Origin of the sequence: Sulfitobacter sp. (genome assembly GCF_041552635.1) — a bacterium.
In the GTDB taxonomy this organism is placed as follows: domain Bacteria; phylum Pseudomonadota; class Alphaproteobacteria; order Rhodobacterales; family Rhodobacteraceae; genus Sulfitobacter.
The window spans coordinates 1-26,032 of sequence record NZ_JBFEKM010000041.1 but is presented as its reverse complement, the minus strand read 5'-3'; the positions used below and the strand labels follow the sequence as shown (position 1 = coordinate 26,032).

The 26,032-nt window shown below is 56.9% G+C and carries 24 protein-coding genes and 1 tRNA gene; 18 read left to right on the top strand and 7 right to left on the bottom strand.

The features are described 5' to 3' along the window. Both ABYT07_RS06895 and ABYT07_RS06890 read left to right on the top strand, forming a co-directional pair. Positions 1 to 478: DUF938 domain-containing protein (locus tag ABYT07_RS06895; RefSeq protein ID WP_372990356.1), on the top strand; the 478-nt coding region annotated here is incomplete at its 5' end. 1 nt (position 479) lies between these two features. Continuing rightward, positions 480 to 1,262 (top strand): GH25 family lysozyme, encoded by a 783-nt coding sequence (locus ABYT07_RS06890; RefSeq protein WP_372990354.1) that lies wholly within the window; start codon positions 480 to 482, stop codon positions 1,260 to 1,262. Here the strand turns inward: ABYT07_RS06890 and ABYT07_RS06885 are convergent. The 6 genes from ABYT07_RS06885 to ABYT07_RS06860 all read right to left on the bottom strand — a co-directional run bounded on the left by ABYT07_RS06885 (position 1,259) and on the right by ABYT07_RS06860 (position 10,381). Next, positions 1,259 to 1,765 carry a hypothetical protein gene (locus ABYT07_RS06885; protein ID WP_372990353.1) on the bottom strand — a complete coding sequence of 169 codons (507 nt, stop codon included), beginning with the start codon at positions 1,763 to 1,765 and terminating at the stop codon, positions 1,259 to 1,261. The two genes, ABYT07_RS06890 and ABYT07_RS06885, sit on opposite strands and share 4 nt — an antisense overlap. Further along, positions 1,728 to 4,223, bottom strand: coding sequence for an FAD-dependent oxidoreductase (locus ABYT07_RS06880; RefSeq protein ID WP_372990352.1), 2,496 nt, complete (start codon positions 4,221 to 4,223; stop codon positions 1,728 to 1,730). The genes ABYT07_RS06885 and ABYT07_RS06880 overlap by 38 nt, the downstream gene beginning before the upstream one ends. A 258-nt stretch (positions 4,224 to 4,481) precedes the next feature. Then, positions 4,482 to 5,921, bottom strand: a complete 1,440-nt coding sequence (locus ABYT07_RS06875; RefSeq protein WP_372990351.1) for a diguanylate cyclase domain-containing protein — start codon at positions 5,919 to 5,921, stop codon at positions 4,482 to 4,484. 221 nt (positions 5,922 to 6,142) lie between these two features. Beyond that, the gene (locus ABYT07_RS06870; RefSeq protein ID WP_372990350.1) at positions 6,143 to 7,546 is read right to left on the bottom strand and encodes an FAD-binding oxidoreductase; all 1,404 of its coding nucleotides are present in this window, start codon (positions 7,544 to 7,546) and stop codon (positions 6,143 to 6,145) included. Between the two features lie 18 nt (positions 7,547 to 7,564). After that, complete coding sequence (gene ggt / locus ABYT07_RS06865; RefSeq protein ID WP_372990348.1) at positions 7,565 to 9,346, bottom strand: gamma-glutamyltransferase; 1,782 nt, start codon at positions 9,344 to 9,346, stop codon at positions 7,565 to 7,567. A gap of 48 nt (positions 9,347 to 9,394) precedes the next feature. Beyond that, entirely contained in the window at positions 9,395 to 10,381 is a 987-nt protein-coding gene (locus ABYT07_RS06860) for a 2-hydroxyacid dehydrogenase (protein ID WP_372990347.1), read from the bottom strand. Between the two features lie 126 nt (positions 10,382 to 10,507). On the opposite strand from ABYT07_RS06860, the gene ABYT07_RS06855 reads away from it, so the two are divergent. The 3 genes from ABYT07_RS06855 (at position 10,508) to ABYT07_RS06845 (ending at position 12,829) form a co-directional block, all read left to right on the top strand. Next, entirely contained in the window at positions 10,508 to 11,014 is a 507-nt protein-coding gene (locus ABYT07_RS06855) for an SH3 domain-containing protein (protein WP_372990345.1), read from the top strand. A gap of 51 nt (positions 11,015 to 11,065) precedes the next feature. Then, positions 11,066 to 12,055: an NADPH:quinone reductase gene (locus tag ABYT07_RS06850; protein ID WP_372990343.1), complete on the top strand. Its 990-nt coding sequence runs from the start codon at positions 11,066 to 11,068 to the stop codon at positions 12,053 to 12,055. Positions 12,056 to 12,754: 699 nt separating this feature from the next. Next, a tRNA-Gln gene (locus tag ABYT07_RS06845) sits at positions 12,755 to 12,829 on the top strand. A 128-nt stretch (positions 12,830 to 12,957) separates the two neighbouring features. Here ABYT07_RS06845 and ABYT07_RS06840 read toward each other — a convergent pair. Next, positions 12,958 to 13,086 carry an HNH endonuclease gene (locus ABYT07_RS06840; protein ID WP_372990357.1) on the bottom strand — a complete coding sequence of 43 codons (129 nt, stop codon included), beginning with the start codon at positions 13,084 to 13,086 and terminating at the stop codon, positions 12,958 to 12,960. Between the two features lie 610 nt (positions 13,087 to 13,696). Between ABYT07_RS06840 and ABYT07_RS06835 the strand changes: the two genes are divergently transcribed. From ABYT07_RS06835 to ABYT07_RS06775, 13 genes are all read left to right on the top strand, one after another. Further along, positions 13,697 to 14,647, top strand: coding sequence for a hypothetical protein (locus tag ABYT07_RS06835; protein WP_372990342.1), 951 nt, complete (start codon positions 13,697 to 13,699; stop codon positions 14,645 to 14,647). A gap of 89 nt (positions 14,648 to 14,736) precedes the next feature. After that, entirely contained in the window at positions 14,737 to 15,576 is an 840-nt protein-coding gene (locus ABYT07_RS06830; protein ID WP_372990340.1) for a hypothetical protein, read from the top strand. Between the two features lie 126 nt (positions 15,577 to 15,702). After that, complete coding sequence (locus ABYT07_RS06825) at positions 15,703 to 16,539, top strand: FkbM family methyltransferase (RefSeq protein ID WP_372990338.1); 837 nt, start codon at positions 15,703 to 15,705, stop codon at positions 16,537 to 16,539. A gap of 27 nt (positions 16,540 to 16,566) precedes the next feature. Further along, on the top strand, positions 16,567 to 17,424 hold the full coding sequence (locus ABYT07_RS06820; RefSeq protein ID WP_372990337.1) for a glycosyltransferase family 25 protein: 858 nt from the start codon (positions 16,567 to 16,569) through the stop codon (positions 17,422 to 17,424). Positions 17,425 to 17,845: 421 nt separating this feature from the next. After that, a complete protein-coding gene (locus ABYT07_RS06815; protein WP_372990336.1) occupies positions 17,846 to 18,598 on the top strand; it encodes a FadR/GntR family transcriptional regulator in 753 nt (250 codons plus the stop codon). Then, positions 18,595 to 19,569 (top strand): D-erythronate dehydrogenase, encoded by a 975-nt coding sequence (gene denD / locus ABYT07_RS06810; protein ID WP_372990335.1) that lies wholly within the window; start codon positions 18,595 to 18,597, stop codon positions 19,567 to 19,569. Before ABYT07_RS06815 ends, denD begins: the two co-directional genes overlap by 4 nt. Before the next feature lie 81 nt (positions 19,570 to 19,650). Beyond that, a complete protein-coding gene (locus ABYT07_RS06805) occupies positions 19,651 to 20,622 on the top strand; it encodes a TRAP transporter substrate-binding protein (RefSeq protein ID WP_372990333.1) in 972 nt (323 codons plus the stop codon). 70 nt (positions 20,623 to 20,692) lie between these two features. Continuing rightward, a complete protein-coding gene (locus ABYT07_RS06800; protein ID WP_372990332.1) occupies positions 20,693 to 21,196 on the top strand; it encodes a TRAP transporter small permease in 504 nt (167 codons plus the stop codon). Beyond that, entirely contained in the window at positions 21,196 to 22,476 is a 1,281-nt protein-coding gene (locus ABYT07_RS06795; protein ID WP_372990331.1) for a TRAP transporter large permease, read from the top strand. Before ABYT07_RS06800 ends, ABYT07_RS06795 begins: the two co-directional genes overlap by 1 nt. 3 nt (positions 22,477 to 22,479) lie before the next feature. Continuing rightward, the gene (ltnD, locus tag ABYT07_RS06790) at positions 22,480 to 23,364 is read left to right on the top strand and encodes an L-threonate dehydrogenase (protein WP_372990330.1); all 885 of its coding nucleotides are present in this window, start codon (positions 22,480 to 22,482) and stop codon (positions 23,362 to 23,364) included. Next, the gene (otnK, locus tag ABYT07_RS06785) at positions 23,364 to 24,608 is read left to right on the top strand and encodes a 3-oxo-tetronate kinase (protein WP_372990329.1); all 1,245 of its coding nucleotides are present in this window, start codon (positions 23,364 to 23,366) and stop codon (positions 24,606 to 24,608) included. The genes ltnD and otnK overlap by 1 nt, the downstream gene beginning before the upstream one ends. Next, positions 24,605 to 25,249, top strand: a complete 645-nt coding sequence (locus ABYT07_RS06780; protein ID WP_372990328.1) for an aldolase — start codon at positions 24,605 to 24,607, stop codon at positions 25,247 to 25,249. Before otnK ends, ABYT07_RS06780 begins: the two co-directional genes overlap by 4 nt. Then, positions 25,249 to 26,016 carry a hydroxypyruvate isomerase family protein gene (locus ABYT07_RS06775; protein ID WP_372990326.1) on the top strand — a complete coding sequence of 256 codons (768 nt, stop codon included), beginning with the start codon at positions 25,249 to 25,251 and terminating at the stop codon, positions 26,014 to 26,016. Before ABYT07_RS06780 ends, ABYT07_RS06775 begins: the two co-directional genes overlap by 1 nt. Positions 26,017 to 26,032: the final 16 nt, after the last annotated feature.

Genomic DNA, 26,032 nt, shown 5'->3' with positions numbered 1-26,032 from the left:
CGCCTTTGCTGCGGCTTTACCCGGACTTTACTGGCAACCCACCGAGCCCGACACGGCGCGCCGCGCCAGCATCGACGGCTATGTGGCCGATGCCGGTGTCACGAATGTCGCCCCCGCGATGATGCTAGATGCCACCGCTGACGGCTGGCATGGTTCTGTCGCACCACAAGACCTGATCTTTCTCTCCAACCTGCTGCATCTGATCCCCACCCCAGCGGCCAAATTCCTGATTGCGCAGGCAGCCCTCGCCCTCGCGCCCGGCGGAAAGCTGATCTTGTACGGGCCCTTCCGGCGCGTTGGGCAATTAACCTCGGACGGGGATGCCAAATTCGACGCCGAGCTGCGGTCCGCCGATCCGGCCATCGGCTATAAGGATACCGTGGACATGACCGAGTGGCTTGGCCATGCCGGACTGAAGCCCGTCAAAATTATCGAAATGCCCGCCAACAACCTTGGTTTTATTGCCAGAAAGCCCTGATATGTCCCCAGTCCGCCTTTTTGCCTTGCTGTGTGTTCTGACTTTGGGGGCCTGTGGCGCAGGTCAGGTCTCGGTCCCAGTTGGCACCGTCACGGCGGCTGATTTTGGCGATCGCAAGCCGCATGCTTGGACAGGGCGCACCCCCCAAAGCTATCCGGTGCATGGCATTGATGTGGCGCGATTTCAGAACCCACTGAATTGGGGCGAGGCCCGAATAAACGGCGTCAACTTTGCCTTTATCAAAGCGACCGAGGGCGGTGATCTGCTAGACCCGATGTTCGCCGATCATTGGCGCGGCGCTGGTCAGGCCGGTGTGGCGCGGGGGGCCTATCACTTTTACTATTTCTGCACGACGCCGCAGGTTCAGGCGCGCTGGTTCATTGAGAACGTGCCAAAAACCCCCGGCATGCTGCCGCCTGTGCTGGACATGGAATGGAACCCGTTTTCGCCCACCTGCACCCTGCGCCCCCCTGCCGCAATCGTGCGCAGCAATACGCAAATTTTTCTGCGTATCCTCAAGGCGCACTACGGGCAGCAACCCATCGTCTATACCACGCCTGAGTTTTACAAAACCAACCAGATGGGCCGACTGCGCGGTGTCGAATTCTGGCTACGCTCAACCGCTGCGCACCCTGCCGAGCGCTATCCGGACGAGCGGTGGACATTCTGGCAATACACCAGCACGGGCCACGTGCCCGGGGCGTCAGGCGATATTGATATCAACGTTTATGCAGGCAGCGCCGCAAGCTGGGAAAACTGGCTGGCGCGCCGTCAGATCCGCTAAATCCGGCCCAAGCCTGCGGGCAGTTGCCATGCAATGCTGCGGCGCACATGCGCGGCACAGGGCAACGGATCGGTGACACGGATCGACTGCAATTCTTGTGCGGCGCGGGCCATCACGCAGGTCTTGCCAGCATCATAGCCGCCAAAATCCGGCAGGTGAAAGAAAACGATTTTGCGTGTCCGCCGATACCGCATCTGCGTAATGCTGACCTGTCCGGCGGCCCCCTTGCCACAATCGCGGGCGCAAAATGCCGCGAGATCGGGCATGTTGGGCAAGGTATCCCAGCGGTTCAACAGCACGATGGTGACAGCCGCTGGGGTGGATTGTTCTATCCCCAGCCCTGCGCGCAGGTCGCTGGCGTGATCACCTAGTACCGCAAAACCGACAGGGCCAGCCGGATTTAACACCCGACTGGCCCCATAGATTGCAATCGGCACCAGCAAAACCAGTGCCAGAAAAATGCATTTAGCCGTCGATACGGATCGTTGCGTTCTTGGGATCATAGGGGCTGTCCTCGACCACTTCGGCGTCCCAAAGCTGGTCAAACATCTTGACCTTCAGCTTGGTGCCGACCGTTGCTTGTTCGGGTTTGACATAGCCCATGCCGATAGATTTTCCAAAAGCCACCGAATACCCGCCCGAAGTCAGGCGACCCACACGGGTATCGCCATGATACAAGACCTCGCGGCCCCACGGATCAGCATCATCCGGCCCGTCGATCAACAACGTGACACATTGCGCGCGGATGCCATGTTCTTGCATCGCATCCTTGCCGTAGAAGTCCTTGGACAGGTCGACAAACCGTGGCAAATCAGCCTCAAGCGGGGTCGCATCGCGGCCCAGTTCGGTGCCGAACGCACGGTAGGATTTTTCCTGACGCAGCCAGTTTTGCGCCCGTGCGCCGACCAGCTTCATGCCGTGCTTTTCGCCTGCCTTTTCCAGCAGATCAAACAGGTGGTTTTGCATTTCAATCGGGTGATGCAGTTCCCAACCCAATTCACCGGTATAGGCGACGCGTATGGCGCGGACCGGCACCATACCCAGTTCGATATTGCGCGTGGTCAACCAGGGGAACCGCTTGTTCGACAGGACGGTTTCAGGGTCGGCATCCTTGATGATCTCTTTCAGCACATCGCGCGACTTTGGGCCAGCAATGGCAAAGACACCCCACTGCGTGGTCACGTCGTGGCATTCGATATAACCGAATTCCGGCGCTTTATCCTCGATCGCCTTGCGCAGGTAATCGCTGTCATAGGCTGTCCATGCACCCGCCGAAACGAGGTAGTATTCATGTTCAGCCAATCGCACGATGGTATATTCCGTGCGCGTGGTACCGTGGCTGGTCAGCGCATAGGTCCGGTTGATGCGCCCGACCGATGGCAGCTTGTTGCAGGTAAACCAGCTGAGGACTTCTGTGGCACCCGGCCCTTTGACCAGATGCTTGGTGAATGCTGTGGCGTCGATCAGGCCGACACCTTCGCGGATCGCTTTGGCTTCCTCGACGGCATATTGCCACCAGCCACCGCGCCGGAAGGATCGCGCGTCGTGATCGTTAAAGCCCATGGGTGCGAAATAGTTCGGACGTTCCCAGCCGTTGACCCAGCCGAATTGCGCGCCGCGCGCGGCCTGCCGGTCATAGGCAGGCGAGGTGCGCAGGGGACGGCACGCGGGGCGTTCTTCGTCGGGGTGGTGCAGGATATAGACGTGCTCGTATGCTTCCTCATTCTTGCGCGCAGCGAATTCGGTCGTCATCCAGTCGCCATAGCGTTTGGGGTCCAGCGACGCCATGTCGATCTCGGCTTCGCCGTTCACCATCAGTTGCGCCAGATAATAGCCCGTGCCACCTGCCGCGGTGATTCCGAACGAGAACCCTTCGGCCAGCCACATGTTGCGCAGACCCGGTGCAGGGCCAACCAGCGGGTTGCCGTCAGGCGTATAGCAGATGGGGCCGTTGAAATCGTCCTTGAGGCCACAGCTTTCTGCGGATGGAATACGGTGGTTCATCGCCATGTACTGGTCTTCGATGCGGTCCAGATCCAACTGGAACAAATCCGCGCGGAAACTGTCGGGCACACCATATTCAAACCGTGCAGGTGCGCCGGGTTCATACACGCCCAAGATCCAGCCGCCGCGTTCTTCTCGCACATAGGATTGCGCATCGGCATCGCGGATCACGGGGTGTTCTACGTTGCCTTCGCCCTTGCGGAACGCGACCAGTTCGGGGTCTTGGTCCATGACGATAAACTGGTGTTCAACCGGAATGGCGGGCATCTTGATGCCCAGCATCTTGGCGGTGCGCTGCGCGTGGTTGCCGGATGCGGTCACGACATGTTCGGCCGTGATTACGACCTGTTCGTCTGACGGCACAAGGTTGCCACCTTTTTCGACCATCTTGGTGACGGTTACTTCCCAATGGGTGCCGTTCCAGTGAAACGCGTCGGCCTGCCATTTGCGTTCGATCACGACGCCCCGCTGGCGCGCGCCCTTGGCCATCGCCATGGTCACATCAGCTGGGTTAATATAGCCATCCGTCTGGTGATAGATCGCGCCTTCCAGATCTTCGGTGCGGATCAACGGCCATTTCGCCTTGATCTGATCGGGGGTCAGCCATTCATAGGGAACGCCGCAGGTTTCAGCGGTGGCAGCGTAAAGCATATATTCGTCCATACGCTCTTTGGTTTGTGCCATGCGCAGGTTGCCCACCACGGCAAAACCCGCGTTCAAGCCGGTCTCTTCCTCGAGCGTTTTGTAGAACTTGATCGAATAATCATGAATATGCGTTGTGGCATAGGACATGTTGAAATAGGGCAGCAAACCCGCCGCATGCCATGTTGACCCGGATGTCAGTTCATCGCGTTCAAGCAGCATGACATCATCCCAGCCCGCGCGGGCCAGATGATAAGCGATCGAGGTTCCAACGGCACCGCCGCCGACAACCAATGCTTTGACTTGAGTTTTCATATCGCCGATTCCCATGCTGAGTATGACCCTGTTTTAGTCAGACCGCAGAATTGCCGCGTTCATCCGCCGACGCAAGACAGGCTAAAACCGACGCGCCGTTTGGGTTTTCAGGTTTTCGCGGATGCCAGCATGACCGCGCTTGCAATGAAATATGCCCGCGGCCTGATTGCTGCCGGCTTTTTCTGCGGCTGCACCGTACATCCTGCCGAAAAGGGCCCGACCCCGCCCAAACATGTCGGGTACAGGACAGGCAAATTTTCAAGCGTTCATATCCCGGCTGGCTTGTTGCATCGTCGAAACCGGCAAGTAGGGCAGATGTTTAAGTCTGGTCGCGAAATAGGCGGCGTTTCTTTCACCCCTTTGTTTGCCCCAATACATGGCCGCGTCCGCCTGACGCAACAACGCGTCCCACTGGATGTCTGGGGTTGCGACGGCAATGCCGATGGACAGTTCCAACTTCCGGTCGGGTATCGACGTGGCAAACGGGCGGTCGGTCAAGCGAAGAATTCGCGTGGCCACCTGAATGGCGCTCTGACCGGGGTCTTGGTCAAAGATAATGCAGACGAATTCGTCCCCGCCCAGCCGGGCAACGACATCGCCTTGGCGGATTGATGATTCCAGCGTTTGCGCAAGAACCGTCAAAGCACTGTCGCCCACGGCATGGCCATAGGCGTCGTTCAATCGCTTGAGCCCGTTCATATCGATGTAAATAACCGCAACACGACCGTCGGCGATGGCCGCAGTTGTCTGTTCCCCCTCGAACACCTGATGCAGTCCCGCGCGATTCAGAACACCCGTCAGCTGATCGGTTGTCGCGATTTGCATCGCTTTTTGCACTGCCCGGTGTTGCCCGTCAAAAAAACGCGCGGCACCAAAGCAGGCAAGCACGATACTCGCGCAGACAATAAGGATCGCGGGCATGATCTGCTGGCGCAGCATTTTCCCTGCCACTGGACTGTCCCACACCAAATAGCCAACGGGCTGATCATCAGGGTTGGTCAAGACTGTTCCATTCTCAAGCGTGGCACTGGACGGAACTTCCTTTTCAAAGCTGAAGCCCGACTGAAGGGACAGATTGGACAGGCTTTTGGTCCAACCGGGGTCAAGATGGACAATCCCCACAAGCACAGGCACCGCCCGCGTGCCAAGCGTTTCAATGTAATCGGGCGTGATCCACGCAGATGTAACGGCGAAGAAGGCTCCGTCCAGTTCTGCATACCCGGACACCGATTGATACTGCGCTGGCGGCAGGTCCTTAAGCGTTTTCAAACTGCCCTCAAGCGCGGGCTGTAGAGTGGCGAAATCTGGAAAGGTTTCCCCGTCCGAGTGGAATTCGTGCAAAAGCTCGAAATCGGGGGACAAAATGAAAAGTTGATCAAAAAGATCACTCTGCGCGGCACCGCTTCCGATGTGTTCGAAAATCGCGCCGGCATCCCCTTCTTGAACCAACTCGTAAGAAAAGCTCCAAAAGGCATAGTCTTGGGTCATCGACCGCAGGCGATTGACGGTTTCTTGCAGAACGGCCTCGGTCACCACCCTCGCCCCTTTGCTTGCCACCTGATCCAGCCTGACAGTGACCCAAAATGCCGCCGTCAGCAGCGTTGCCGCCACAACAAAAGCCATCAAGAACAGCGGGCCGCGAAAATGACGCGGTGCAGGCGGCTGATTGGGGACGGGAAAGGCGTGCTGATGTGACATGGTGCCCTCAAAAGCAAAATATCGGTTAACAAGAGGTTAACAGAATGTCAGCAAAGCTGAATTTCAACTTTAAAGTGTGAAAACCAGTGGACTTCCGCCTACCTTTATTCCCGATACCTCTAGATGCCGGTTTGCTTCACCTATTTGGACGAGGTTAAGGTATGCGCAACACGCGGCGGGCGGCACCTGTTTGGCGCGCCATCACCGCCGTCGCCGGGCCTTTATTCTGGCAAGATTTTTCCCGGATTCATGATATTATCCGGATCAAGCGCCGCCTTGATCGTCCCCATTACGCTGGTCGCGGCCCCCAGTTCTTTTACCAGATAGGGGCGTTTGCCCTGCCCGATGCCGTGTTCGCCGGTACAGGTGCCATCCATCGAAATCGCAAGTTCGTTCAGCCAGCTCACATAGGTTTCGGCCCGCGTAACTTCGTCGGCATTGTCCATATCCAGCAACAAAGACGCATGGAAATTGCCATCGCCCGCGTGACCCACGATCGGAGCGATCAACCCCAGTTCGGCCGCTTTGTTATTGGCCGCCCCTACCGCATCCGCCAGCCGCGAGATCGGGACACAGACATCAGTCGCCACCGCCTTGCAGCCGGGACGCAGCGCCAGCATCGCCCAATAGGCGTCGTGCCGCGCCTGCCACAGCTTGTTGCGTTCCTCCATCGTGGTGGTCGCCTGATAGTCGCTGCCGCCGTTTTCATCGGCCAGCATGCTGAACGCTTCGGCCTGTTCGACCACACCGGCATCCGATCCGTGGAATTCCAGCAGCAGCATCGGGGTTTCTGGCAATGACAACTTGGAATAGCCATTCACCGCTTTCACCACCATCGCGTCCAGCAATTCGATCCGCGCCACGGGCAGCCCGTACTGGATCACATTCATCACCGTCTCGCAGGCGGCTTCCACCGTCGGAAAGGAACAGCGCGCCGAGCTGATTGCCTCGGGGATGCCCTGCAGCCTAAGCGTGATTTCCGTGATAATCCCCAGCGTCCCTTCGGACCCGACCATCAACCGTGTCAGGTCATATCCGGCGGATGATTTGCGCGCTCGGCTGGCGGTGCGGATCACCGTGCCGTCCGCCATCACCGCCTCGACCGCGATCACGTTGTCTTTCATGGTGCCATAGCGCACGGCGTTGGTGCCTGAAGCGCGCGTCGCGGTCATGCCGCCAAGGGATGCATTTGCACCGGGATCAATGGGGAAAAACAGCCCCTGATCGCGCAGATGGCTGTTCAGCGCCTCGCGCGTGACGCCCGGCTGCACACGGCAATCCAGATCACCTGCGTTGACCTCAAGCACCTTGTCCATCTGCGACATATCAATGGAAACACCACCGGCAGGCGCGTTCACATGCCCCTCAAGCGAAGTGCCCGTGCCAAAGGCAATCACCGGCACTTTGTGGGCGGCGCAGACCTTGATGATCGCGGCGACGTCTTGGGTCGATTGCGCAAAGACCACCGCATCGGGGGCTTGGTTCTTGATCCATGTCGTGGTGTGGGCATGCTGTTCGCGCATGGCCTGACCGGTGTGCAGGCGCTCTGCGAATTGTTGCTTGAGAATACCCAAAGCGGTTGCGATCCCGGTTTCATTGCGGGGCAGATCAGTGGCCTGTACCATGTATTAGTGTCCTTTTGACTATTCCCCGAGGGCGATGCCTTCGCGGCGAGGATCGGCCCCGCCTTGAAGATTTTCCCCGATAGAGATCATGTGCAGGCCCGATGTCAACGCCCGCGTCGCGGTCTTGTAGCCAAGGTTTTCCAGCGCGTCGACCGTGTCTGCCATGTCGGTGGCTTCCTCAAGGTCATAGGTGCCAAAACGGTTGATCGCATGGGGCAATGCGGCGGCTTGCTGCACGTCCAAGCCCCAGTCGATATGGGCGATGATGGCCCCCGCGACATAGCCAATGATGCGGCTGCCACCGGGGCTGCCCACCGCCAACACGGGTTTGCCGTCTTGCATCACAATCGTAGGGGCCATCGACGACCGAGGCCGTTTGCCCGGTTCGACCCTATTGGCAATCGGCACACCATCCACATGGCTGCTGAATGAAAAATCGGTAAGTTCGTTGTTCAACAAAAACCCGCGCACCATCAGGCGGCTGCCAAAGCCGTTTTCGATCGTCGTGGTCATGCTGGCCACATTACCCATGCTGTCCACAATCGAAACATGTGACGTCGATGGCAATTCAATCGCCATGTCATCGGCCCAGTTCAGCGCATGATCGAACACTGGATTGCCGGGGGCAACTTCGGGCAAGGCATCATCGCCAGACAGCAATGTCGCGCGTTCCGCCAGATAGGCGGGGTCCAGCATGCCTTGCACGGGGACCGGCACATAATCGGTATCGGCGACATAGCGGCCCCGATCCGCAAAGGCCAACCGCGAGGCATCGCCAATCAGGCGCAGCACCTCGGGGTCGTTGGGGCCAGCGCCAAGGTCATAGCCCTCAAGCATACCCAAAATCTGCCCGATGGCCAACGCCCCCGAAGACGGCGGCCCCATGCCGCAAATGTCATGGGCGCGGTAGGGCGCGCAAACGGCAGCGCGTTCCTTGACCTGATAGATGGCCAGATCGACCTGCGACAAAACACCGGGGTTGCCCGACGCCCCTCGGACTGTCGCAACAATATCTGCGGCGATATCTCCGGTATAAAAGGCACCTGCCCCCCCTTTGGCAAGCATCGCAAGCGTGCGCGCATAGGCCGGATTTTTCAGCAGCATACCCGCCTTGACCGGCGCGCCGTCAGGCAGGAAATACGCAGCCGTGGCGGGCGCGGTGGCCAGCCGTTCGGCGTCATCGGCCACAAGTGCTGCAAGTCGTGGCGACACGGAAAACCCCTGTTCCGCCATCGCGGTTGCAGGGGCCAACAGATCGGCCCATGGCTGATTGCCCCAGCGTTTGTGAACAGCTTCAAGCAATGCGGGCGTGCCGGGGGTGCCAACGGAACGGCCACCGACGACGGCGTCAAAGAATTTTAGCGGTTCGCCCTGATCATCTTGAAACAGTTGCGGCGTCACCGCCAAAGGCGCGGTTTCACGTCCGTCCAATGTTGTGATCTCGCCGCTTGCGGCATCATACCAGACCAGAAACGCCCCACCGCCAAGACCCGAGCTTTGTGGCTCAACCAGCCCCAGCACGGTTTGCACAGCCACTAGGGCATCCGCCGCAGTGCCCCCTGCTGCCAGCACATCAGCGCCCGCTTTTACAGCGTGAGGGTTCGCAGCGGCCACCATCCATGTATCCGCCACAACCGGTATGCTTGCGTCCTTGGCAGCAAATGCCGCCGTCACGTCAGGCGATATCGCCTCGAATGCACCATTACCGGCAGCCTCGGGGGCGACGGCATCGGCGACCTGCTGCGCAAGCCCCCCTCCTCCGGCTAAACAAAAAGCAAGGGCGGCAAGGGTCACGCGCATGGGGGTACTCCGTCGTTGATTGGCTGGTTTAGACCTCGAAAAAGAGCATTACAGCATTGATGGGACGACCTGATCCGGTGGGCGGTGGCCGTCTTCGAAGGTTTTGATATTGATGATGACTTTTTCGCCCATCTCGATCCGGCCTTCCAGCGTGGCGGACCCCATATGCGGCAGCAACACCACATTATCCAGCTCGCGCAGGCGCGGGTTGATGTCGGTGCCATGTTCATAAACGTCAAGGCCCGCGCCTTTCAGCTCTCCGGCGCGCAGCATCCGCGTCAGAGCGTTTTCGTCGATCACTTCGCCGCGTGATGTGTTCACGATCACGGCCTCGGGCTTCATCAATTTCAGGCGGCGCGCATTCATCAGATGGAACGTGCTGGGGGTGTGCGGGCAGTTGATGCTAAGGACATCCATGCGCGCAACCATCTGGTCAAGGCTTTCCCAATAGGTGGCACCCAAGGCTTCTTCGACCTCGGGGCGCAGACGGCGGCGGTTGTGGTAATGCACCTGCATCCCGAATGCCGCAGCACGGCGGGCCACGGCCTGACCGATGCGGCCCATGCCAAGGATACCCAAACGACGGCCACCAACGCGCCCGCCCAATAGCGCCGTTGGTGCCCAGCCTTTCCAGTCGCCCGATTGCATCTGCGCCATGCCTTCGGCCATGCGGCGGGTCACGGCCAAAATCAGCGCCATGGTCATATCTGCCGTATCATCAGTCAGCACGCCGGGCGTATTCGACACCAGAATACCACGCTGGCGGGCCGTCATCACGTCAATATGATCCACGCCCGCCCCGTAATTGGCGATCAGTTTCAGCCGGTCGCCCGCCTGCCCGATCAGGGCCGCGTCGATTTCATCGGTCACTGTGGGCACAAGAATATCGGCGGATTTCATCGCCTCGCCCAGTTCGGTCCGCGTCATTGGCGTATCATCTTGGCGCAGTGTAACGGTGAACAGTTCCGACAGGCGCTTTTCAACGACCTCCGGCAACCGTCGCGTGACTACAACACTTAGCGGTTGCTTTGACATTATGAGACTCCCAAATCTGGCTTTGCGCTTTGCTTGATGGCATGGTGTCCCAAGCGGCGACGAGGCACAAGAACTTCGCGGCGTAAAAGAGCATTAAATCAACACCAAAACATCAGGCAGGCCGTCATGACATCCACGTTCCGTTTCGCCCTAATGGGGGCATTGATCGCGATTCTCCCCCTTGGCGGTGCAGGCAATGCCACAGAATTGGGTCAGGTCACGAACCTGCCGTTGCCCCGTTTCGTGTCGATGAAAGCCGCCGAAGGTAACGTGCGCCGCGGTCCGTCGCTGACCCACCGGATCGACTGGGTGTTCAAGCACCGCGACATGCCGCTGCAAATCACTGCCGAACACGGCCATTGGCGGCGGGTCGAGGACCGCGACGGGATGGGCGGCTGGGTGCATTATTCGCTGTTGTCGGGCACCCGCACAGTCTTGATCGAACAAGACCACCTGCGTTTATTGGTGCGGCCCGATCCGAATGCACCCGTGGCCGCCGAATTCGAAATAGGTGCGATTGCGCGTCTTGGGGCTTGCGATCTGGAATGGTGCTTCCTGCGCGCCGACGGCTACAAGGGCTGGGCCCCCAAGGCGCGGCTTTGGGGTGTTGGCGCCACCGAACTGCGCGACTAGAGTATCCCTTGGGGCCATATCCCCAAAACAGTTTTTATTGGGGGCTAACAGATGCGCGCGATTACATATTCTCAGCTTGGTGAAGCGCGTGATGTGCTTGGCTTGGTCGAAATGGATACCCCTGCCCCGGCGGCAGGCGAGGTTTGCGTGCGCATTGCCCTGTCCGGGGTGAACCCGTCGGATGTGAAATCCCGCAAGGGGCGACCCGGCATGACCCACCCGCCATTCGAGCAGGTTATCCCCCATAGTGATGGCGCAGGGGTAATTGAAGCTGTCGGTGACAGTGTCGATCCCGCGCGCATCGGTCAACGCGTCTGGATTTGGAACGGCCAGTGGCAACGCCCCTTTGGCACCGCAGCCACCCATATCACCCTGCCCGAGGCCCAAGCCGTCGCGCTGGCCGATGACGTATCGTTCGAGACTGCCGCCAGCCTTGGCATCCCCGGCCTGACAGCAAGCCATGCCGTCTTTAACGGCGGCGATGTGGCGGGTCAGACCCTTTTGATTCAGGGCGGCGCGGGCACCGTTGGCTATCTTGCTGTCCAATTGGCGAAATGGGCCGGAGCGCGGGTGATCGCAACCACTGGCAAAGCAGGGGCCGCGCGCGCATCACAAGCAGGTGCCGACGTTGTGCTGGATTATGCCGCCCCCGATCTGGCCGATCAGATATTGGCCGCGAATAACGGCGCACCCGTCGATCAGATCATCGAAGTCGAATTTGGTGCCAACATTGGTTTGGACGCGCAAGTCATCAAGCCAAATGGTCGAATCGCTGCCTATGGGTCCGCAAAGGAAATGGAGCCTACGCTGCCGTTCCTGCCGTTGCTTTTCAAAGCGGTGACCATTGATATTATCCTTGTCTACCTGCTGACACCTACACAAAGGAATTTGGCCATTGTTCACGTACATCGTGCCTTGACTGAAAATGCCCTTGCTTGTCCTGTTGAGCAAATTTTCACCCTCGCAGACACAGTCTTGGCCCATGAGGCCGTCGAGGCCGGGGCACGCGCCGGAGCAATATTGGTCGATTGTCAGAACTAAACGTGATGGGGGCGCCGGAATTGTCCTAAACTACGGATCTATTTTTTGTAAAAAAGTCGGCGATTTCCGCGAAGGTTTCGCGGTGATCAGAGAGTGACGTTAGCGGGCGTGGCAAAATCTTGCTCGGAATGCATCGGCGGGAATTCGAATCGTAACGTCTTGCGTAGGTGTGTACCGCTGATGATCCATTGGCCATGCGCATGACCATTAATGGCGCATTCTTGGAACGGAACGTGCGCCTTTGCACCACTGGCCCCCGCGAACAGAAAATACTAGAATCGCGATCAAGACCAAGCGAGCAGTCATATATAGTCCGTTTCCGGCACTGTATGCGCAGCGACACCTTACCAAAGCCTCCTTGCCCGCTGGTTTGGAAGAAACACGTACCCTGCCCACTTGGGTCATGATGACTTGCCCCTAAATGCAACCAAGCGACGCTTGAACAGATATACCGAAGTCCAAAGCGCCCCGCTTGCTAGGCCATAACACTCCAAAATCACTGCAAACATCCCCCAACGCTCGTTCGTCGCGACATTTCAAATCAAGCGAATGCGCGGATGTAGACGTCCGTCAGCATTGGTCTCCACCGTCCATCTCTCTCAAATTCCACCTTCATGAAAGTTTCAGGCATTTAAGAGCACTTTTTCTCAAATCGGGTCTTGCACCACAATCCAACCCGGACTAATTAGCACCGTGCGATGGGATGTGGCCTAGCGGTAGGGCAACTGTTTTTGGTACAGTAGATCGTAGGTTCGAATCCTACCATCCCAGCCATCACTCTTCAGGATAGACAACTAAGAACCCGAGCCACCCGCTGGCCCCGGTTCTGCCCCAGTTTTCGCCCCAGTTGATGGGGGCGGCGGGTGGCCCCTGATTGGTCGTCTGGGGCCTATGCCACGGGCTTAGAGCAGGTCGTAGTTCACCCCATTGGCCCAGTACTCCCAGTCGTCACGCTTGTTATCCGCCGCCGAGCCCGTCTGAAGGTGCTCCGGACGACAGCAGAGCTCGTTATGGCATCGATGCCGGATCACCACCCGTTCGCTCAGCACCTCCCGGTTGACCACGCAGTACACGAACCTCGCCGCCGCCACCTGCCGCCCTCGGAACCGCGTCTTGGGCCGCTTTAACGTCCCTCTCACCCAGCACCCATTGGCGTAGAGGGGGCAAACGCACCAGTCAGATCGCCAGAGAAAGAATCAATCCTGTTCGGATGGTTGGCTCAGACCAATATCGCTTTCAGAATTGAATTGGGCACTTCCGGCCCTTAGCTGACTTAGGTGCAACTCGCGTCGATGGTCCTGTTCGGGCCCTCCTTACAAGAATTATGCGTCGCAGCGAATGGCGGCTGTCGACACTATGTCAAAAACCTTTAGCAAGCGATTGGGTTTTGATCGGGGTTTGTGGCAGCGTCATTTGAGCTGGATTGGACATGCTCCCAAAATGAGGATCTGTGCTCGACGCTGAACATTGCCAAGCAGCAAACTGACCCTTTACAGTATTTCCCAATCCTTTTTTGTTCTCCGTTCTAAAATTTTCTTCCGGCTTTTAAAAGACTTCAGGGAAACAGAAATATTTCTCGTTTAATCTTCCTTAAGACGACGGTACGAACAAGCCTGCCGATGTGGGCAAATACCGTATCGAATGACCCGCAACATTTTTTACGCACCCAAGAGAACCCCAGATTTTTTTCAGAAGGATATGGATATGTGTGAGCCAAAGGTCCGACGGTTAATCTGCACCACTTTTGCCAGTAAATCTATGCACCTGGCTTCCGCACGTCTTGAACGGCAGGCTGCCAGCATGGCTTTGTTCGATAGCTTCAAACCATACGATGAGACGATGCTGGACAGTGATTTCCAGTTTCGGTTCAGGAGTAAACTGCGCGATAATATTCGCGGTTTTGGATATTGGTGTTGGAAGCCGCAGGTTGCATTACAGGCGCTTGCACAAATGCGTGATGGTGATGTGCTAATGTATGTGGACGCAGGCTGTCACCTCAATCCACGCGGCAGACAGCGGCTTGAAGAGTATGTAGCCCTACTGACGCCAGAGGCACCGATTTTGGCGTTCAAATATAATGGCGCAAGCAAGGACACCATATTGCAGGCCCGCGAAGTACCAGACTGGAACAACGGGGCCTGGACCAAAGAAGACCTATTTGTAGCTCTTGGCGTGGAACCCGACTCGCCGGTGCGTTCTGACCAAACCTATCACGCTACTACCTTTATGCTGCTGAACGGTCCTACGGCGCGGCAATTTTTAATGGATTGGATAGATGTGTTTGACAAGGATTGGGCAATGATTGACGATACACCGTCACAGGCCGCGAATGCCCCTAGCTTCCAAGAACATCGGCATGACCAGTCAATATTCTCAATCCTTTGTAGTCGTTATCAGGTCATCGACATTGATGCGCGCGAGATCATTTGTTGGGGCACAGACCAGAAAACCTTTGATTGGGACGTACTTTCCAATTATCCGGTTCATGCACGACGCGACCGCAACCTATCGCGCACGGCGCGTCTGCAGTGGCGCTGGCGCAAACTGCAAAAAAAGATTACCAAACTCGGCCAAAGGCTCACGTCTCGTTAGTGCTGCTCGTTTTTTTGTTCATCGTGCGGCGTATCGCTTTGACTCGTCTCTAACAGCAAAACGCCGACATTTTTTCAAGGAGGCTCACTATGGGCTTACGTAGGCAGTTTAAAAAACTGATTTTCAAAAAACGATGGATCGACCTAACTGCCGCCTTCCCGGCCTATGAGGTAACCGGTGCAGGATCTCATGCTTTGCGCACTCAGTTGACGGTACAGACTATTAACCAAACGCCACAAGCCCTCAAAATGCTTGTGGAATCGCTATCATCAAAACAACCGCGCCCCATTGTGACTATTGATGAATTTGCGGCAGGAACTTCGCTTCAGGCAGCCGAAACGCTCAAGGCCATTTTCGACCACTATGGTAGCGACAAGGGCGGCGCGCACCAATATCACAAAGCTTATAGCGCTATCCTGTCCAAGCCGGATACAGTTACGAAGGTGTTGGAGATTGGACTTGGCACAAACAACACCGACGTATTGTCGAACATGGGGCCAAAAGGACATCCCGGAGCGTCACTTCGTGCCTTTCGCGATTATTGTGTGAATGCCCAGGTTTTCGGAGCGGATTTTGACAAGCGGGTGCTCTTTGAAGAGGATCGCATTAAAACGTACTATGTAGACCAAACTAAATTCGCCACTCTGCAGGAGCTTGGCGACAAGATTGGTAGTGGCTTCGATCTGATGATCGATGATGGATTGCATGCGCCTAACGCCAACATGTATTCTCTTACTCTCTTTTTGGGACTGCTAAAACCAAACGGATGGGCAATAATCGAGGACATCTCAGAGGCGACATTGGATCAATGGCACATCGTCAGTGCTATCCTACCCGACCACTTCAAGACGCAGATAGTCAAATGCGGAGGCGCTCGAGGTTATTCACCATCCTACATGTTTGTCATACAAAACGGAGACAATTCTTAGGGCGGCGAGCGGCGCGACGAATATGGTTTTAATGCTGACACTGCAAATGTTTAAATTTTGTGACGCGAATGCTGTCGTTTACTCGCGACAGAACATTGCAAGAATACAAATAGGAAAGGGATAGCAATGCCCACGTTAAAGGCCATACTATCACAATTGAACCATCGTCGAAAATGGAATGCCTCTGCAAGTCGCAACAATGCTCGGATAGAGCAAGAAGCAGGGGCACCGGGGGCTGTACAATGGGCCGAAGTGCAGAAGTTCCTTGAGCTCTTTAAGCCATTTAAAACACAGCATGAGCTGGTGCGGATTGGCCCTGACCTAGACGGCGGTTATCTGGTGCCTGACGATCTTGACGGACTATCTGCTGTGTTCTCTCCGGGTGTATCCGACACACTGGGATTTGATCTGGAGATGTCCAAGCGAGTGAAGGCTTGCTATCTCGCGGACGCATCAGTGGAGCCGCCGAAAGGTATGCCTTCCAACATGACCTTTGTGCAAAAATTTCTCGGAACCGAAAACAAAGGCGACACGATCACTTTAGACAGTTGGGTCGGTTCACATACCCAGCCAGGCGATGAATTGTTGTTGCAAATTGACATCGAGGGAGCGGAATATGACGTTTTGAATACCGTTTCAGATGAAATACTGAACCGTTTCCGCATTATTTTGATCGAATATCACAACTTGGATCAGGTCTTTGATCGCGCGCAATTTGACAAAATGTCGGCAACGATGAGAAAACTGACCGACACCCACGTGCTTTGCCACCTGCATGCAAACAATGCATCCCCTTTCTACCAATTTGAAGGCCGCGATATTCCGCCTTTGCTTGAAGCAACCTATCTCCGTAGAGATCGCGTCAGCGGCGATCTGACGCCTGCACATATTCCCCATCCACTAGATCAACGAAATGACCCCAAATTTGATGATATGACGACGCCTGCCTTTTGGCAGAATTGATACGGTTCTGCATAAGAAAGACTGACGATGAGCATTCCCATTTACCTGATTAACCTAGACCGTGCACAGGACCGTCGAGACTACATGCTTTCCGAAATAGCCCGGGTTTTGCCCGAGGCGCAGGTAGAGCGGGTTTTAGCGAATGATATTAAATCGCCTAATTACGCACCTCCACCGGATTATTCACCTGGGCATTGGAAAAGCGATCGCTGGGCACTTGGGCCATCTGACATAGAAATCTTCAGGAGCCACGTGGATGCTTGGCGCAAGATTGCTGCTTCAGGCCAGAGCGGCATAGTGCTTGAGGATGATTTGCTTTTCTCGGACCAATTTGGAGACTGCATTCGCGCGCTTTTCGAAGCGAACCCAGAAGGAATTATACGGCTGGATGCAACGGGCGACCCGGCCTTGCTGGAGCCAGCCTGCCTTCAAGTTTGCACGTTCAAACTGCACCAGATTCGCTCAATTGGGGCAAGCGCGGCCGCCTATATGCTCGATAGCGGGACCGCAGCGAAGCTTGCAGCGGACGCTCGGACTGAACGAACGCTCGACGATTATTTGTTCGACCCATACCCATCTGAGCGTGGAGCAAGCGGGCATGGCTTGGATATTTTTCAGCTGGAACCTGTCATTGCGCTGCAGGGGCAATTTGGGACCTTTAGCAGCCCATCCCGAGACATGCCCGATTTTCTCTTGGTGACTAAGCGGATCGATGTGGCAAGTCGCAAAAACAAGGAGTTTAGGGGCCCATTTCTTTACCGGCTGAAAAAGGAATTTCTGCGTGCAAAGCACCGCCGGGCGCAAGCAACCCGCGTCCATGATGTCTTGGCAAAAGGCGGCACGCATCGCACGATAGAAACCGCTTTCGATCTTCGGTGGAACTAAGGCTGATTTTCACGGAAAATTAATATGAAATAACGCATTCAGGATGTGAAACCTTCATATTGATCACGTGAAGAAAACATAGGCTCGAGTAAAGCTTAGTGTAGACCTCTAAAAGCCGACCGCTTGTTGAACAGCTGTCCTAAAATTGCCATTGGCGCAGTCACAAGAAAAATCACTTTGTACCGCTCACCGGATCTTGATGCAGAGTGCAGCGGAGGTGTGCAATCCGCCCTTGTTGTCGGTGCTGGATTTAAAGCCAGTTAAATCTAGCGGTTGCAGCGAAAGTCCGCAGAGCAGCCATCTAGCCCCGTGAATCTTATCCGTTGACGAGCTTGGTACACTGGCCTAACCATTAGACCAGTGTACCAAGCTGCCGATTCTCGATGAAAGAAGCGGTCGGTTTCCTGGGGGAGGGGAACAAATGGGCGACGCGCCTCATCTCGATGTTTACAGCACATCTATGGAGAAAGTAGCGCACCGTTCCGTTAAGGATGAGGTAGCCGAGCGTTTCGCTACACTTATCGCCTCCGGCGTCTTAAGCGTCGGCGACACCCTGCCCAGCGAACGAGATCTGGCCGCCTCAATGGGGGTGAGCCGCGAGACGGTGCGGGGCGCGCTGCTGATCCTGTCGACAAAGGGTATCGTATCAATCGTGCAGGGCGCGCGTACAAAGGTGGTGTCTGCGGATGTGGGCAATCTGGGTATCTCTGCGCTATCCAATGGCCGCGTTACAGACTATTCGCTTGAGGATGTACATGAGGGGCGGCTTATGGTCGAGGCGCGTGTGTCTCAGTTGGCCGCTGCCCGCATTGGTGAAGAAGCTCTGGATGCGCTTTCCGCCCTAATAAAGGTGCAGGAAAAGAACACAGGTGACCCTGTCAGCTTCTTGATCGCGGACCGTGCGTTTCACACGATTGTCTATCAGTCATGCGGAAATGCAGTGCTGTCCGATCTCGCGGCGACGCTCTATTCATACCAGCTTGACGACCGCCGCAGGGCCGTCGGAAAAATAGGTGCCATCGCGCAGAGCATTGCCGACCACCGCGAAATTCTGGCGGCACTCGTCGCCCGCGATGCAAATGCGCTGGCCAGCGCTATGGGCGTGCATGAGCGCCGTATTTACGACAGCACCCGTGCAGTACTGGCAAGTTCTAAAAATGAGGAAAACACATGAGAGTTGCGATCATTGGCGCGGCGGGCATGATTGGCCGCAAACTGGCAGAGCGTATTGCCGTGACGGGCCTTCTGGGCGGCCAGCCTGTTGGCGCACTCACGCTTGTGGATGTGATCACCCCGCAGGTGGCGGAGAATTTCGCGGGCACGTGCGATGCCTTCGCCGCCGATCTCTCCGCGCCTAACGTGGCTGCACGTGTGATCGCTGACCGTCCCGATGTGATCGTGCATCTTGCCGCCATCGTATCGGGTGAGGCCGAGGCGGATATGGAAAAGGGCTACCGCGTCAATCTGGATGGCACGCGTGCGCTGTTGGAGGCGATTGCTCACATCAAAGGCTACTGCCCCCGATTAATCTATGCCTCCTCGCTGGCCGTCTTTGGCGCACCCTTCCCCGCCAAAATCCCCGATGACTACCACCTCACACCACTGACCAGCTATGGCACGCAAAAGGCAATGGGAGAGCTCCTGCTCAATGACTATTCCCGCCGCGGGTTCATTGACGGTATCGGCATCCGCTTTCCCACCATCTGCATCCGTCCGGGCAAACCGAACAAGGCCGCGTCCAGCTTTTATTCCGGCATCCTGCGCGAGCCGCTCAATGGCCAGGAAGCGATCCTGCCGGTGGACGACGATGTACGCCATTGGTTCGCCAGCCCGCGCGCGGCTGTGGGATATACCGATCACGCCGCCACCCTTGATACCAGCACGATGGGCGCACAACGCTGCATGACCATGCCAGGCGTGAGTGCCACCGTGGGCGATCAGATCGAGGCCCTGCGCGCCGTTGCAGGCGATGCAGCTGTGGCGTTGATCCGCCGTGTGCCTGACCCTGCTGTGGTCGCCATCATTTCAGGATGGCCACGCGATTTTGACACTGCACGCGCCCTGTCGCTGGGCTTTCGTGCAGAGCGAACTTTCGGAGAGATCATAGAGGTCTATCTGGAAGACGAGATGGGCCAAAAGCCCTGAGAAGGGTCTGAAAATAGGCACAACCCCCGCGCAACAGCACGGGGCAGAAAACGATGAAACATCACCTTGGGAGGAACCAAAATGAAACATACTATCTTCGCTTTTGCGAGCACGATCGCTATCTTGGCGGGAACCACTGCCTATGCTGAGCGCAATATTGTTGTCGGCCACGCTTTGTCCGAAGCCTCACATTACGGTATCGGCGCGCAAGCGTTCATCGACACATTGACCGAGCTGTCGGGCGGCGAGTTCACAGGCTCTCAGGCCCCCGCAGGCCAGCTGGGCGGCGAGCGTGACATGATCGAGGGCCTGCAAATCGGCTCCATGGACGTGGTCATCACCTCCACAGGTCCGCTTGGCAACTTTGTGCCCGAAGTCTTTGCGCTCGATCTGCCGTTCCTGTTCCGCGACTATGATCATGCGCGCAACGTTCTGGACGGCGATATCGGTCAGGAATTGCTGGGCAAGATCAACGAGAACCAACTGGTCGGGATGGCATGGTCCGAGAACGGCTTTCGCCATGTGACTAACTCCCAACGGCCCGTGCGCACACCTGCCGATCTCGAAGGTTTGAAGCTGCGGACCATGGAAAACAAGGTCCACATGGAGGCCTTTTCCGGCATGGGTGCAGCCCCCACGCCGATGGCCTTCCCCGAGTTGTTTACTGCACTTCAGCAGGGCGTGGTTGACGGTCAGGAAAACCCTGTCACCGTTATCACCGCGTCCAAATTTTGGGAAGTGCAGGGCCACGTGTCGCTCACCGGTCACGTTTATTCGCCAGCGGTCGTTTTGGGCTCGCCCATTCTGCTGGACGGTTTGACAGACGAGCAGCGCGGCTGGTTCATGGAAGCGGCCAAAGCATCCGCTACGGCGACCCGTGCCGAAGTGAACCGCCTTGAGGAAACTGGTGTTGCCCTGCTAATCGAGAACGGCATGGAAGTCATCACCGACATCGACAAAGCACCCTTTGCCGAGTTGGCGCAGCCGTCCTATGCGATCTACACGGATCAGTACGGCCCCGAGTTGGTCGAGCGTATTCAAGCGGTCGAGTAATCAGAGCACCGGCAGGCGCGCATTATGCTGCGCCTGCCTTCTCTACTTCCCCAACAGATGAGGCCGTGTCATGCGCTATTTCCTGCGTCTCGAAGATTTTACGACTGGCATAGCGCAGCGCCTGTCCATCTCCTTTCTGGTTCTTGCTGCCGCTTTAGCGCTGTATCAGGTGATCACCCGCTTTGCCTTTGGTGCCCCATCGACGTGGTCGGAGGTGATCACTCGTTCTTCGATGATCTGGTCGGTGTTTCTGGGGGTCGCTGTTGCATTCCGTCACGGTGCCATGATCTCGGTTGACATAATCCAGAATGCGCTGCCACCTCGCCTCGGCATCGGCGTTTATCTCTTTGCCAACGCGGGTTCTCTGATCTTTTTCTCGGTTCTGCTATGGCAGGGCTACCTGATGACCCTGCGGGTTGTCCCGCAAAGTCTGTCCGCCCTCGATATGTCTATTGCCTGGATCTACGCCGCTCTACCCGTTGGTTCCGCTTTCATCCTGATCGCCATCGTCGCTTCGATGGTGCGCGCCGTGCAAGGTGACTGGCTCATCGCACGCAACGCGGAGGACACATAATGAACAGCGCCCTTGGCCTCTCCCTGATCATCCTTTTTGTCCTCGGTGTGCCTATCGCAGTGTCCATCGGGCTGGCCTCCGTCATCGGCATCGAAGCGCAGGGTAGTTTGCCGCTCTTGCTGGTCGCACAGCGCATGTTCACGGGCATCGACAGCTTCCCGCTTATGGCGATCCCCTTGTTCATTCTCGCAGGCAATCTCATGTCCGCAGGTGGCATTTCAACCCGTCTGGTTGAGCTGGCGAAATCACTGGTCGGCGGCATTCAGGGCGGGCTGGCCTGTACCTGCGTGCTGACGTGTATGCTCTTCGCATCCGTCTCCGGCTCCTCCGTTGCGACCACCTTCGCCATCGGTGCGATCCTCATTCCCGCGATGGTCAAGCATCACTATCCAAAGCCGCTGGCCGCCTCTATTCAGGCTTCCTCTGCCGAGCTGGGCGTGTTGATCCCACCATCTATTCCTCTCATTCTCTATGGTGTCTCGACTGACACTTCGATCGGCAAGCTGTTTGTGGCGGGCCTCGGTCCCGGTCTGGTTGTTGCGGTATCGCTGATGGCGCTGGTTTTGGTGATCTGCCGCTTGCGCGGCATCGGTAAGGAAGACGGCATGGACCGTGCCTCCCCCTCTGCTGCGTTCAAATCAGCGCTGCCTGCCTTAATGGTACCAGTCGTCATCCTCGGCGGCATCTACTCGGGCATTTTCACCCCGACCGAAGCGAGTGCGGCCGCCGTTGCCGCCGCGTTGATCGTTGGAATGGTTTTGTACAAAGAACTGAAATTGAGCGACCTGCCGGAAATCCTCAAGAAAACGATCATCTCAACTTCCGCGATTATGATCATCATCTCGGCCGCATCGCTGTTTTCCTTCCTGATCACCCGTTCGGGCCTGCCGAACGAGATCGCCGCATGGTTCAAGGACATCTTTGACAGCCGCATCACGTTCTTGCTGGCGGTGAACTTCCTGCTGCTCATTGTAGGTATGTTCATTGAGACGTCCGCCGCGATCCTTGTGCTTGCGCCGATCCTGACCCCCATCGCCATGAGCTATGGTGTCGATCCAGTACATTTCGGCCTGATCATCGTGGTGAACCTTGCACTTGGAATGATCACGCCACCGCTGGGGGTGAACCTGTTTGCCGCCTGCGCCGTGGCAAACCTGCGTGTCGAAAAAATCATCCCACAGCTGGTGTGGTTTGTGCTGACCGTATTTGCGGCGTTGATGGTCATCACATACGTTCCCGCCATCACACTTTGGCCCGTCGAATGGGTATTTGGAGAGTAAACAATGTTGATCGATTTTGTGGGCCTCGGCTCAATGGGCCTTGGTATGGCGGTCAGCCTTGTTAAGGCGGGCCATACCGTGCGTGGATTTGACCCTGCATCCCCACGAGTTGAGATGCTGGTTGAGGCAGGCGGTGCCGAGTTTGGGGATGCCTTGCCACAAGCCGATGGGGTTGTCAGTGCGGTGCTCAATGCGGATCAGACTCGTACAGTTCTGTTCGGAGAGCAGGGCGTGGCCAAGCGGCTGCGCTCGGGCGGTGTGATCATCTCCTGCGCAACCGTCTCCCCCGCCTTTGCCGCTGAGATGGAGGCACAGGCAGCTGACATGGACTTGCTTTACCTCGATGCGCCGATCTCGGGTGGAGCGATCAAGGCAGCAGCAGGTCAGCTCTCGATTATGGCAGCGGGCAGTGCAGACGCATTTGCCACCGCTGATCCCGCCCTCGAGGCGATGGCCGAAACGGTGCACCGTCTGGGTGATCATGCCGGTCCTGGCTCTGCGATGAAGGCCGTGAACCAACTCCTCGCAGGTGTGCACATCGCGGCCATGGGCGAAGCAATGGCTTTCGGCGCATCCCAAGGGTTAACGCCTGCGCAGGTTCTTAAGGTCGTATCAGTCTCTGCTGGCACTTCTTGGATGTTCGAAAATCGTGGCCCGCATGTTGTAGATGCAGATTACACACCGAAATCAAAAGTGGACATCTGGCTCAAAGACCTCGGCATCGTGACAGACATCGCCGCCTCGTCGAACCTTCCGGTGCCGATCTCGTCGAATGCACTGGCACAGTTTCGCGCAGCCTCCGAGGCGGGACTTGGCAACGAGGATGATGCCGCCATCGCAAAATACTTCGCGCGCGCAGGTGGCGTGACCCTACCGGGAGACAACTGATGTTACTGGGGTGTATCGGCGACGACTTCACAGGATCCAGCGATCTGGCCAATACGCTGGCCAAGGCGGGCATGCGTACGGTGCAATACAGTGGTGTGCCCCAAGGCCCAGCCGATCCGCAGGTACAAGCCGGAGTGGTCTCTCTGAAAACGCGGTCCATTCCTGCGGCGGATGCTATCGCCCAATCTCTCAAGGCACTTGAATGGTTGCAGGCGCAAGGCTGTGAGCAGATCTACTTCAAATATTGCTCGACATTCGACAGCACCGCAGACGGCAACATCGGCCCTGTTGCCGAGGCTCTGGCCGATGCGCTGGACGCCCGAGCCGTGATCGTATGCCCCGCCTTTCCGGGAACGGGCCGCTCGATTTATCAAGGTCATTTGTTTGTAAAAGACGTCTTGCTCAACGAAAGCGGGATGCAAAACCACCCCCTCACCCCCATGACAGACCCCGACATCCGCCGCGTTCTGGCTACGCAATCGAGCGGACCCGTGGGGCATGTGGATGCGGCCACCGTATTAACCGGAGCACAGGCCATTCGCGCGCGTCTCGATACTGAGTTTGCGGCAGGCAAACGGCTTATCGTGGTTGATGCGTTACAAGACGCCGACCTGATGCAAATCGGGGCGGCGGCAAAGGGGCTCGAACTCGTGACAGGTGGATCAGGTGCCGCGCTCGGCTTGCCAATAAACTTCGGCATTACCGCTCGAGACAGCACATCTTGGACAGGCGAACACGGCAAATGCATTGTCCTCTCAGGGTCGTGCTCCATCGCGACACGCGGCCAGATCGCCCATCATAAAATGTCCCACCCCGCGATGGAAGTTAGCGCGGATATGCTCTTTGGCAGAGAGATCACCGCACAGACCGCCGCAGATTGGGCAATGAACGCAGAGGGCTTGCCGCTGGTTTATAGCTCTGCTGATCCTGAAGCGGTTAAGGTTGCACAAGACAAATACGGACGCGATGAAAGTGCAGAAAAATTCGAGCATTTCTTTGCGGATGTAGCCCGCATGTGCACCGAACAGGGCGCGCGCAAATTGCTCACCGCTGGCGGCGAAACCTCTGGCGCAGTGGTGGAAGGTCTGTCGCTGACGCAGCTCGAAATCGGACCTGAGATTGATCCTGGTGTGCCTGCGCTGCGCGCCCGTGAGGGGCTTGTGCTGGCGCTGAAATCAGGCAACTTTGGCAGCGTGGAGTATTTTGAGAAGGCCGCAAAAATTCTGGACGGAAGCCAGCCATGACCACTGCATTGCGCGAACAGATATGCCTGCTTGCAAAGTCAATGTTTGAGCGTGGTCTAACAGGTGGCAGCACAGGCAACATTTCTGCGCGCACCGAAGATGGCGGGCTTCTTGTCTCGCCCACAGGAACCAGCTTTGGCAGGCTGGATCCCGCGCGCCTTTCGCATTTCGACGCCAAGGGGGCATTGATCGGGGGGGATCCACCCACCAAAGAAATGCCCCTTCATGCCGCCTTTTATGACACGCGCAGCACTGCAGGGGCCGTTGTACATCTGCATTCGTGCCATTCTGTTGCGTGGTCGATGATGCCGGATGTGGACGTCGATAACTTTCTGCCGCCCCTGACGCCCTACGCAATTATGAAGCTGGGCCGCGTGAAGCTGCTCCCCTTTTACCGCCCCGGTGATCCGGCAATGGGGGATGCCGTGCGCGGGCTGGCAGGCAAGCGCTCCGCTGTGATGCTGGCTAATCACGGACCTGTAGTGGCGGGCAAGGACGTCGAGGCTGCGTGCAATGCAATTGAAGAACTCGAGGATACTGCGCGTCTTGCTATGCTGATGCGCGGCATCCCGGCGCGCATGCTTGATGAGACGCAAGTGCGCGATCTCGTGACGCATTTCGATGTTGAATGGGACGACTGATGCAATTTTCCGCAAACTTGGGTTTTCTGTGGGCCGAACTGAAACTGCCTGATGCCATCCGTGCTGCAAAGGCGGCTGGATTTGACGCGGTTGAGTGCCATTGGCCCTATGATATCGATCCCGCGCACGTCAAAGCGGCCTTGAGTGAAACCAGGCTGCCGATGCTTGGGATAAACACATCGCGGGGCGATGTCGCAGCAGGCGATAACGGCCTATCTGCCTTGCCCGACCGTATTCCGGAGGCCCGCGCGGCTATTGATCAAGCTGTAGCGTATGGCGAGGCCATCGGCGCGCGCAACATCCATGTTATGGCAGGCTTTGCAACCGGCGCTGAAGCGCATAGGACCTTTGTGAGTAATCTGCAATATGCCTGTGGTCTGGCTGGATCTAAGGATATATCTATCCTGATTGAACCGCTCAACCGCTACGACGCGCCCGGGTATTTCCTTCAAACCACAGATCAGGCCACAATAATCATTTCCGAAGTAGACGTTCCAAACCTGAAGCTGATGTTTGACTGCTATCATGTTCAGCTTATGGAAGGCGACCTGACTCACAAGCTGACGCAACTGCAAAATCATATCGGCCACATCCAGTTCGCAAGCGTCCCCGACCGTGGTGCGCCTGATCATGGTGAAGTCAACTTTGACCACATCTTTGATGTGATCAAAAGGCTTGGATATTCAAAACCGCTCGGAGCAGAATACAAACCACAAGGGCCGACGAATTTGTCGTTGAACTGGTTGAAAACTGCACAGCTTATTTAGGTCTGTAAGACTGCCT

Coding starts and splice junctions, on each gene's coding strand:
- ABYT07_RS06825 (WP_372990338.1), top strand. CDS start 15,703: ATGCCCACGTTAAAGGCCATACTATCACAATTGAACCATCGTCGAAAA.
- ABYT07_RS06800 (WP_372990332.1), top strand. CDS start 20,693: ATGCGCTATTTCCTGCGTCTCGAAGATTTTACGACTGGCATAGCGCAG.
- ABYT07_RS06860 (WP_372990347.1), bottom strand. CDS start 10,381: ATGTCAAAGCAACCGCTAAGTGTTGTAGTCACGCGACGGTTGCCGGAG.
- ABYT07_RS06890 (WP_372990354.1), top strand. CDS start 480: ATGTCCCCAGTCCGCCTTTTTGCCTTGCTGTGTGTTCTGACTTTGGGG.
- ABYT07_RS06870 (WP_372990350.1), bottom strand. CDS start 7,546: ATGGTACAGGCCACTGATCTGCCCCGCAATGAAACCGGGATCGCAACC.
- ABYT07_RS06795 (WP_372990331.1), top strand. CDS start 21,196: ATGAACAGCGCCCTTGGCCTCTCCCTGATCATCCTTTTTGTCCTCGGT.
- ABYT07_RS06815 (WP_372990336.1), top strand. CDS start 17,846: ATGGGCGACGCGCCTCATCTCGATGTTTACAGCACATCTATGGAGAAA.
- ABYT07_RS06875 (WP_372990351.1), bottom strand. CDS start 5,921: ATGTCACATCAGCACGCCTTTCCCGTCCCCAATCAGCCGCCTGCACCG.
- ABYT07_RS06880 (WP_372990352.1), bottom strand. CDS start 4,223: ATGAAAACTCAAGTCAAAGCATTGGTTGTCGGCGGCGGTGCCGTTGGA.
- otnK (WP_372990329.1), top strand. CDS start 23,364: ATGTTACTGGGGTGTATCGGCGACGACTTCACAGGATCCAGCGATCTG.
- ABYT07_RS06850 (WP_372990343.1), top strand. CDS start 11,066: ATGCGCGCGATTACATATTCTCAGCTTGGTGAAGCGCGTGATGTGCTT.
- ggt (WP_372990348.1), bottom strand. CDS start 9,346: ATGCGCGTGACCCTTGCCGCCCTTGCTTTTTGTTTAGCCGGAGGAGGG.
- ABYT07_RS06835 (WP_372990342.1), top strand. CDS start 13,697: ATGACCCGCAACATTTTTTACGCACCCAAGAGAACCCCAGATTTTTTT.
- ABYT07_RS06885 (WP_372990353.1), bottom strand. CDS start 1,765: ATGATCCCAAGAACGCAACGATCCGTATCGACGGCTAAATGCATTTTT.
- ABYT07_RS06830 (WP_372990340.1), top strand. CDS start 14,737: ATGGGCTTACGTAGGCAGTTTAAAAAACTGATTTTCAAAAAACGATGG.
- ABYT07_RS06820 (WP_372990337.1), top strand. CDS start 16,567: ATGAGCATTCCCATTTACCTGATTAACCTAGACCGTGCACAGGACCGT.
- ABYT07_RS06780 (WP_372990328.1), top strand. CDS start 24,605: ATGACCACTGCATTGCGCGAACAGATATGCCTGCTTGCAAAGTCAATG.
- ltnD (WP_372990330.1), top strand. CDS start 22,480: ATGTTGATCGATTTTGTGGGCCTCGGCTCAATGGGCCTTGGTATGGCG.
- ABYT07_RS06805 (WP_372990333.1), top strand. CDS start 19,651: ATGAAACATACTATCTTCGCTTTTGCGAGCACGATCGCTATCTTGGCG.
- ABYT07_RS06855 (WP_372990345.1), top strand. CDS start 10,508: ATGACATCCACGTTCCGTTTCGCCCTAATGGGGGCATTGATCGCGATT.
- ABYT07_RS06775 (WP_372990326.1), top strand. CDS start 25,249: ATGCAATTTTCCGCAAACTTGGGTTTTCTGTGGGCCGAACTGAAACTG.
- denD (WP_372990335.1), top strand. CDS start 18,595: ATGAGAGTTGCGATCATTGGCGCGGCGGGCATGATTGGCCGCAAACTG.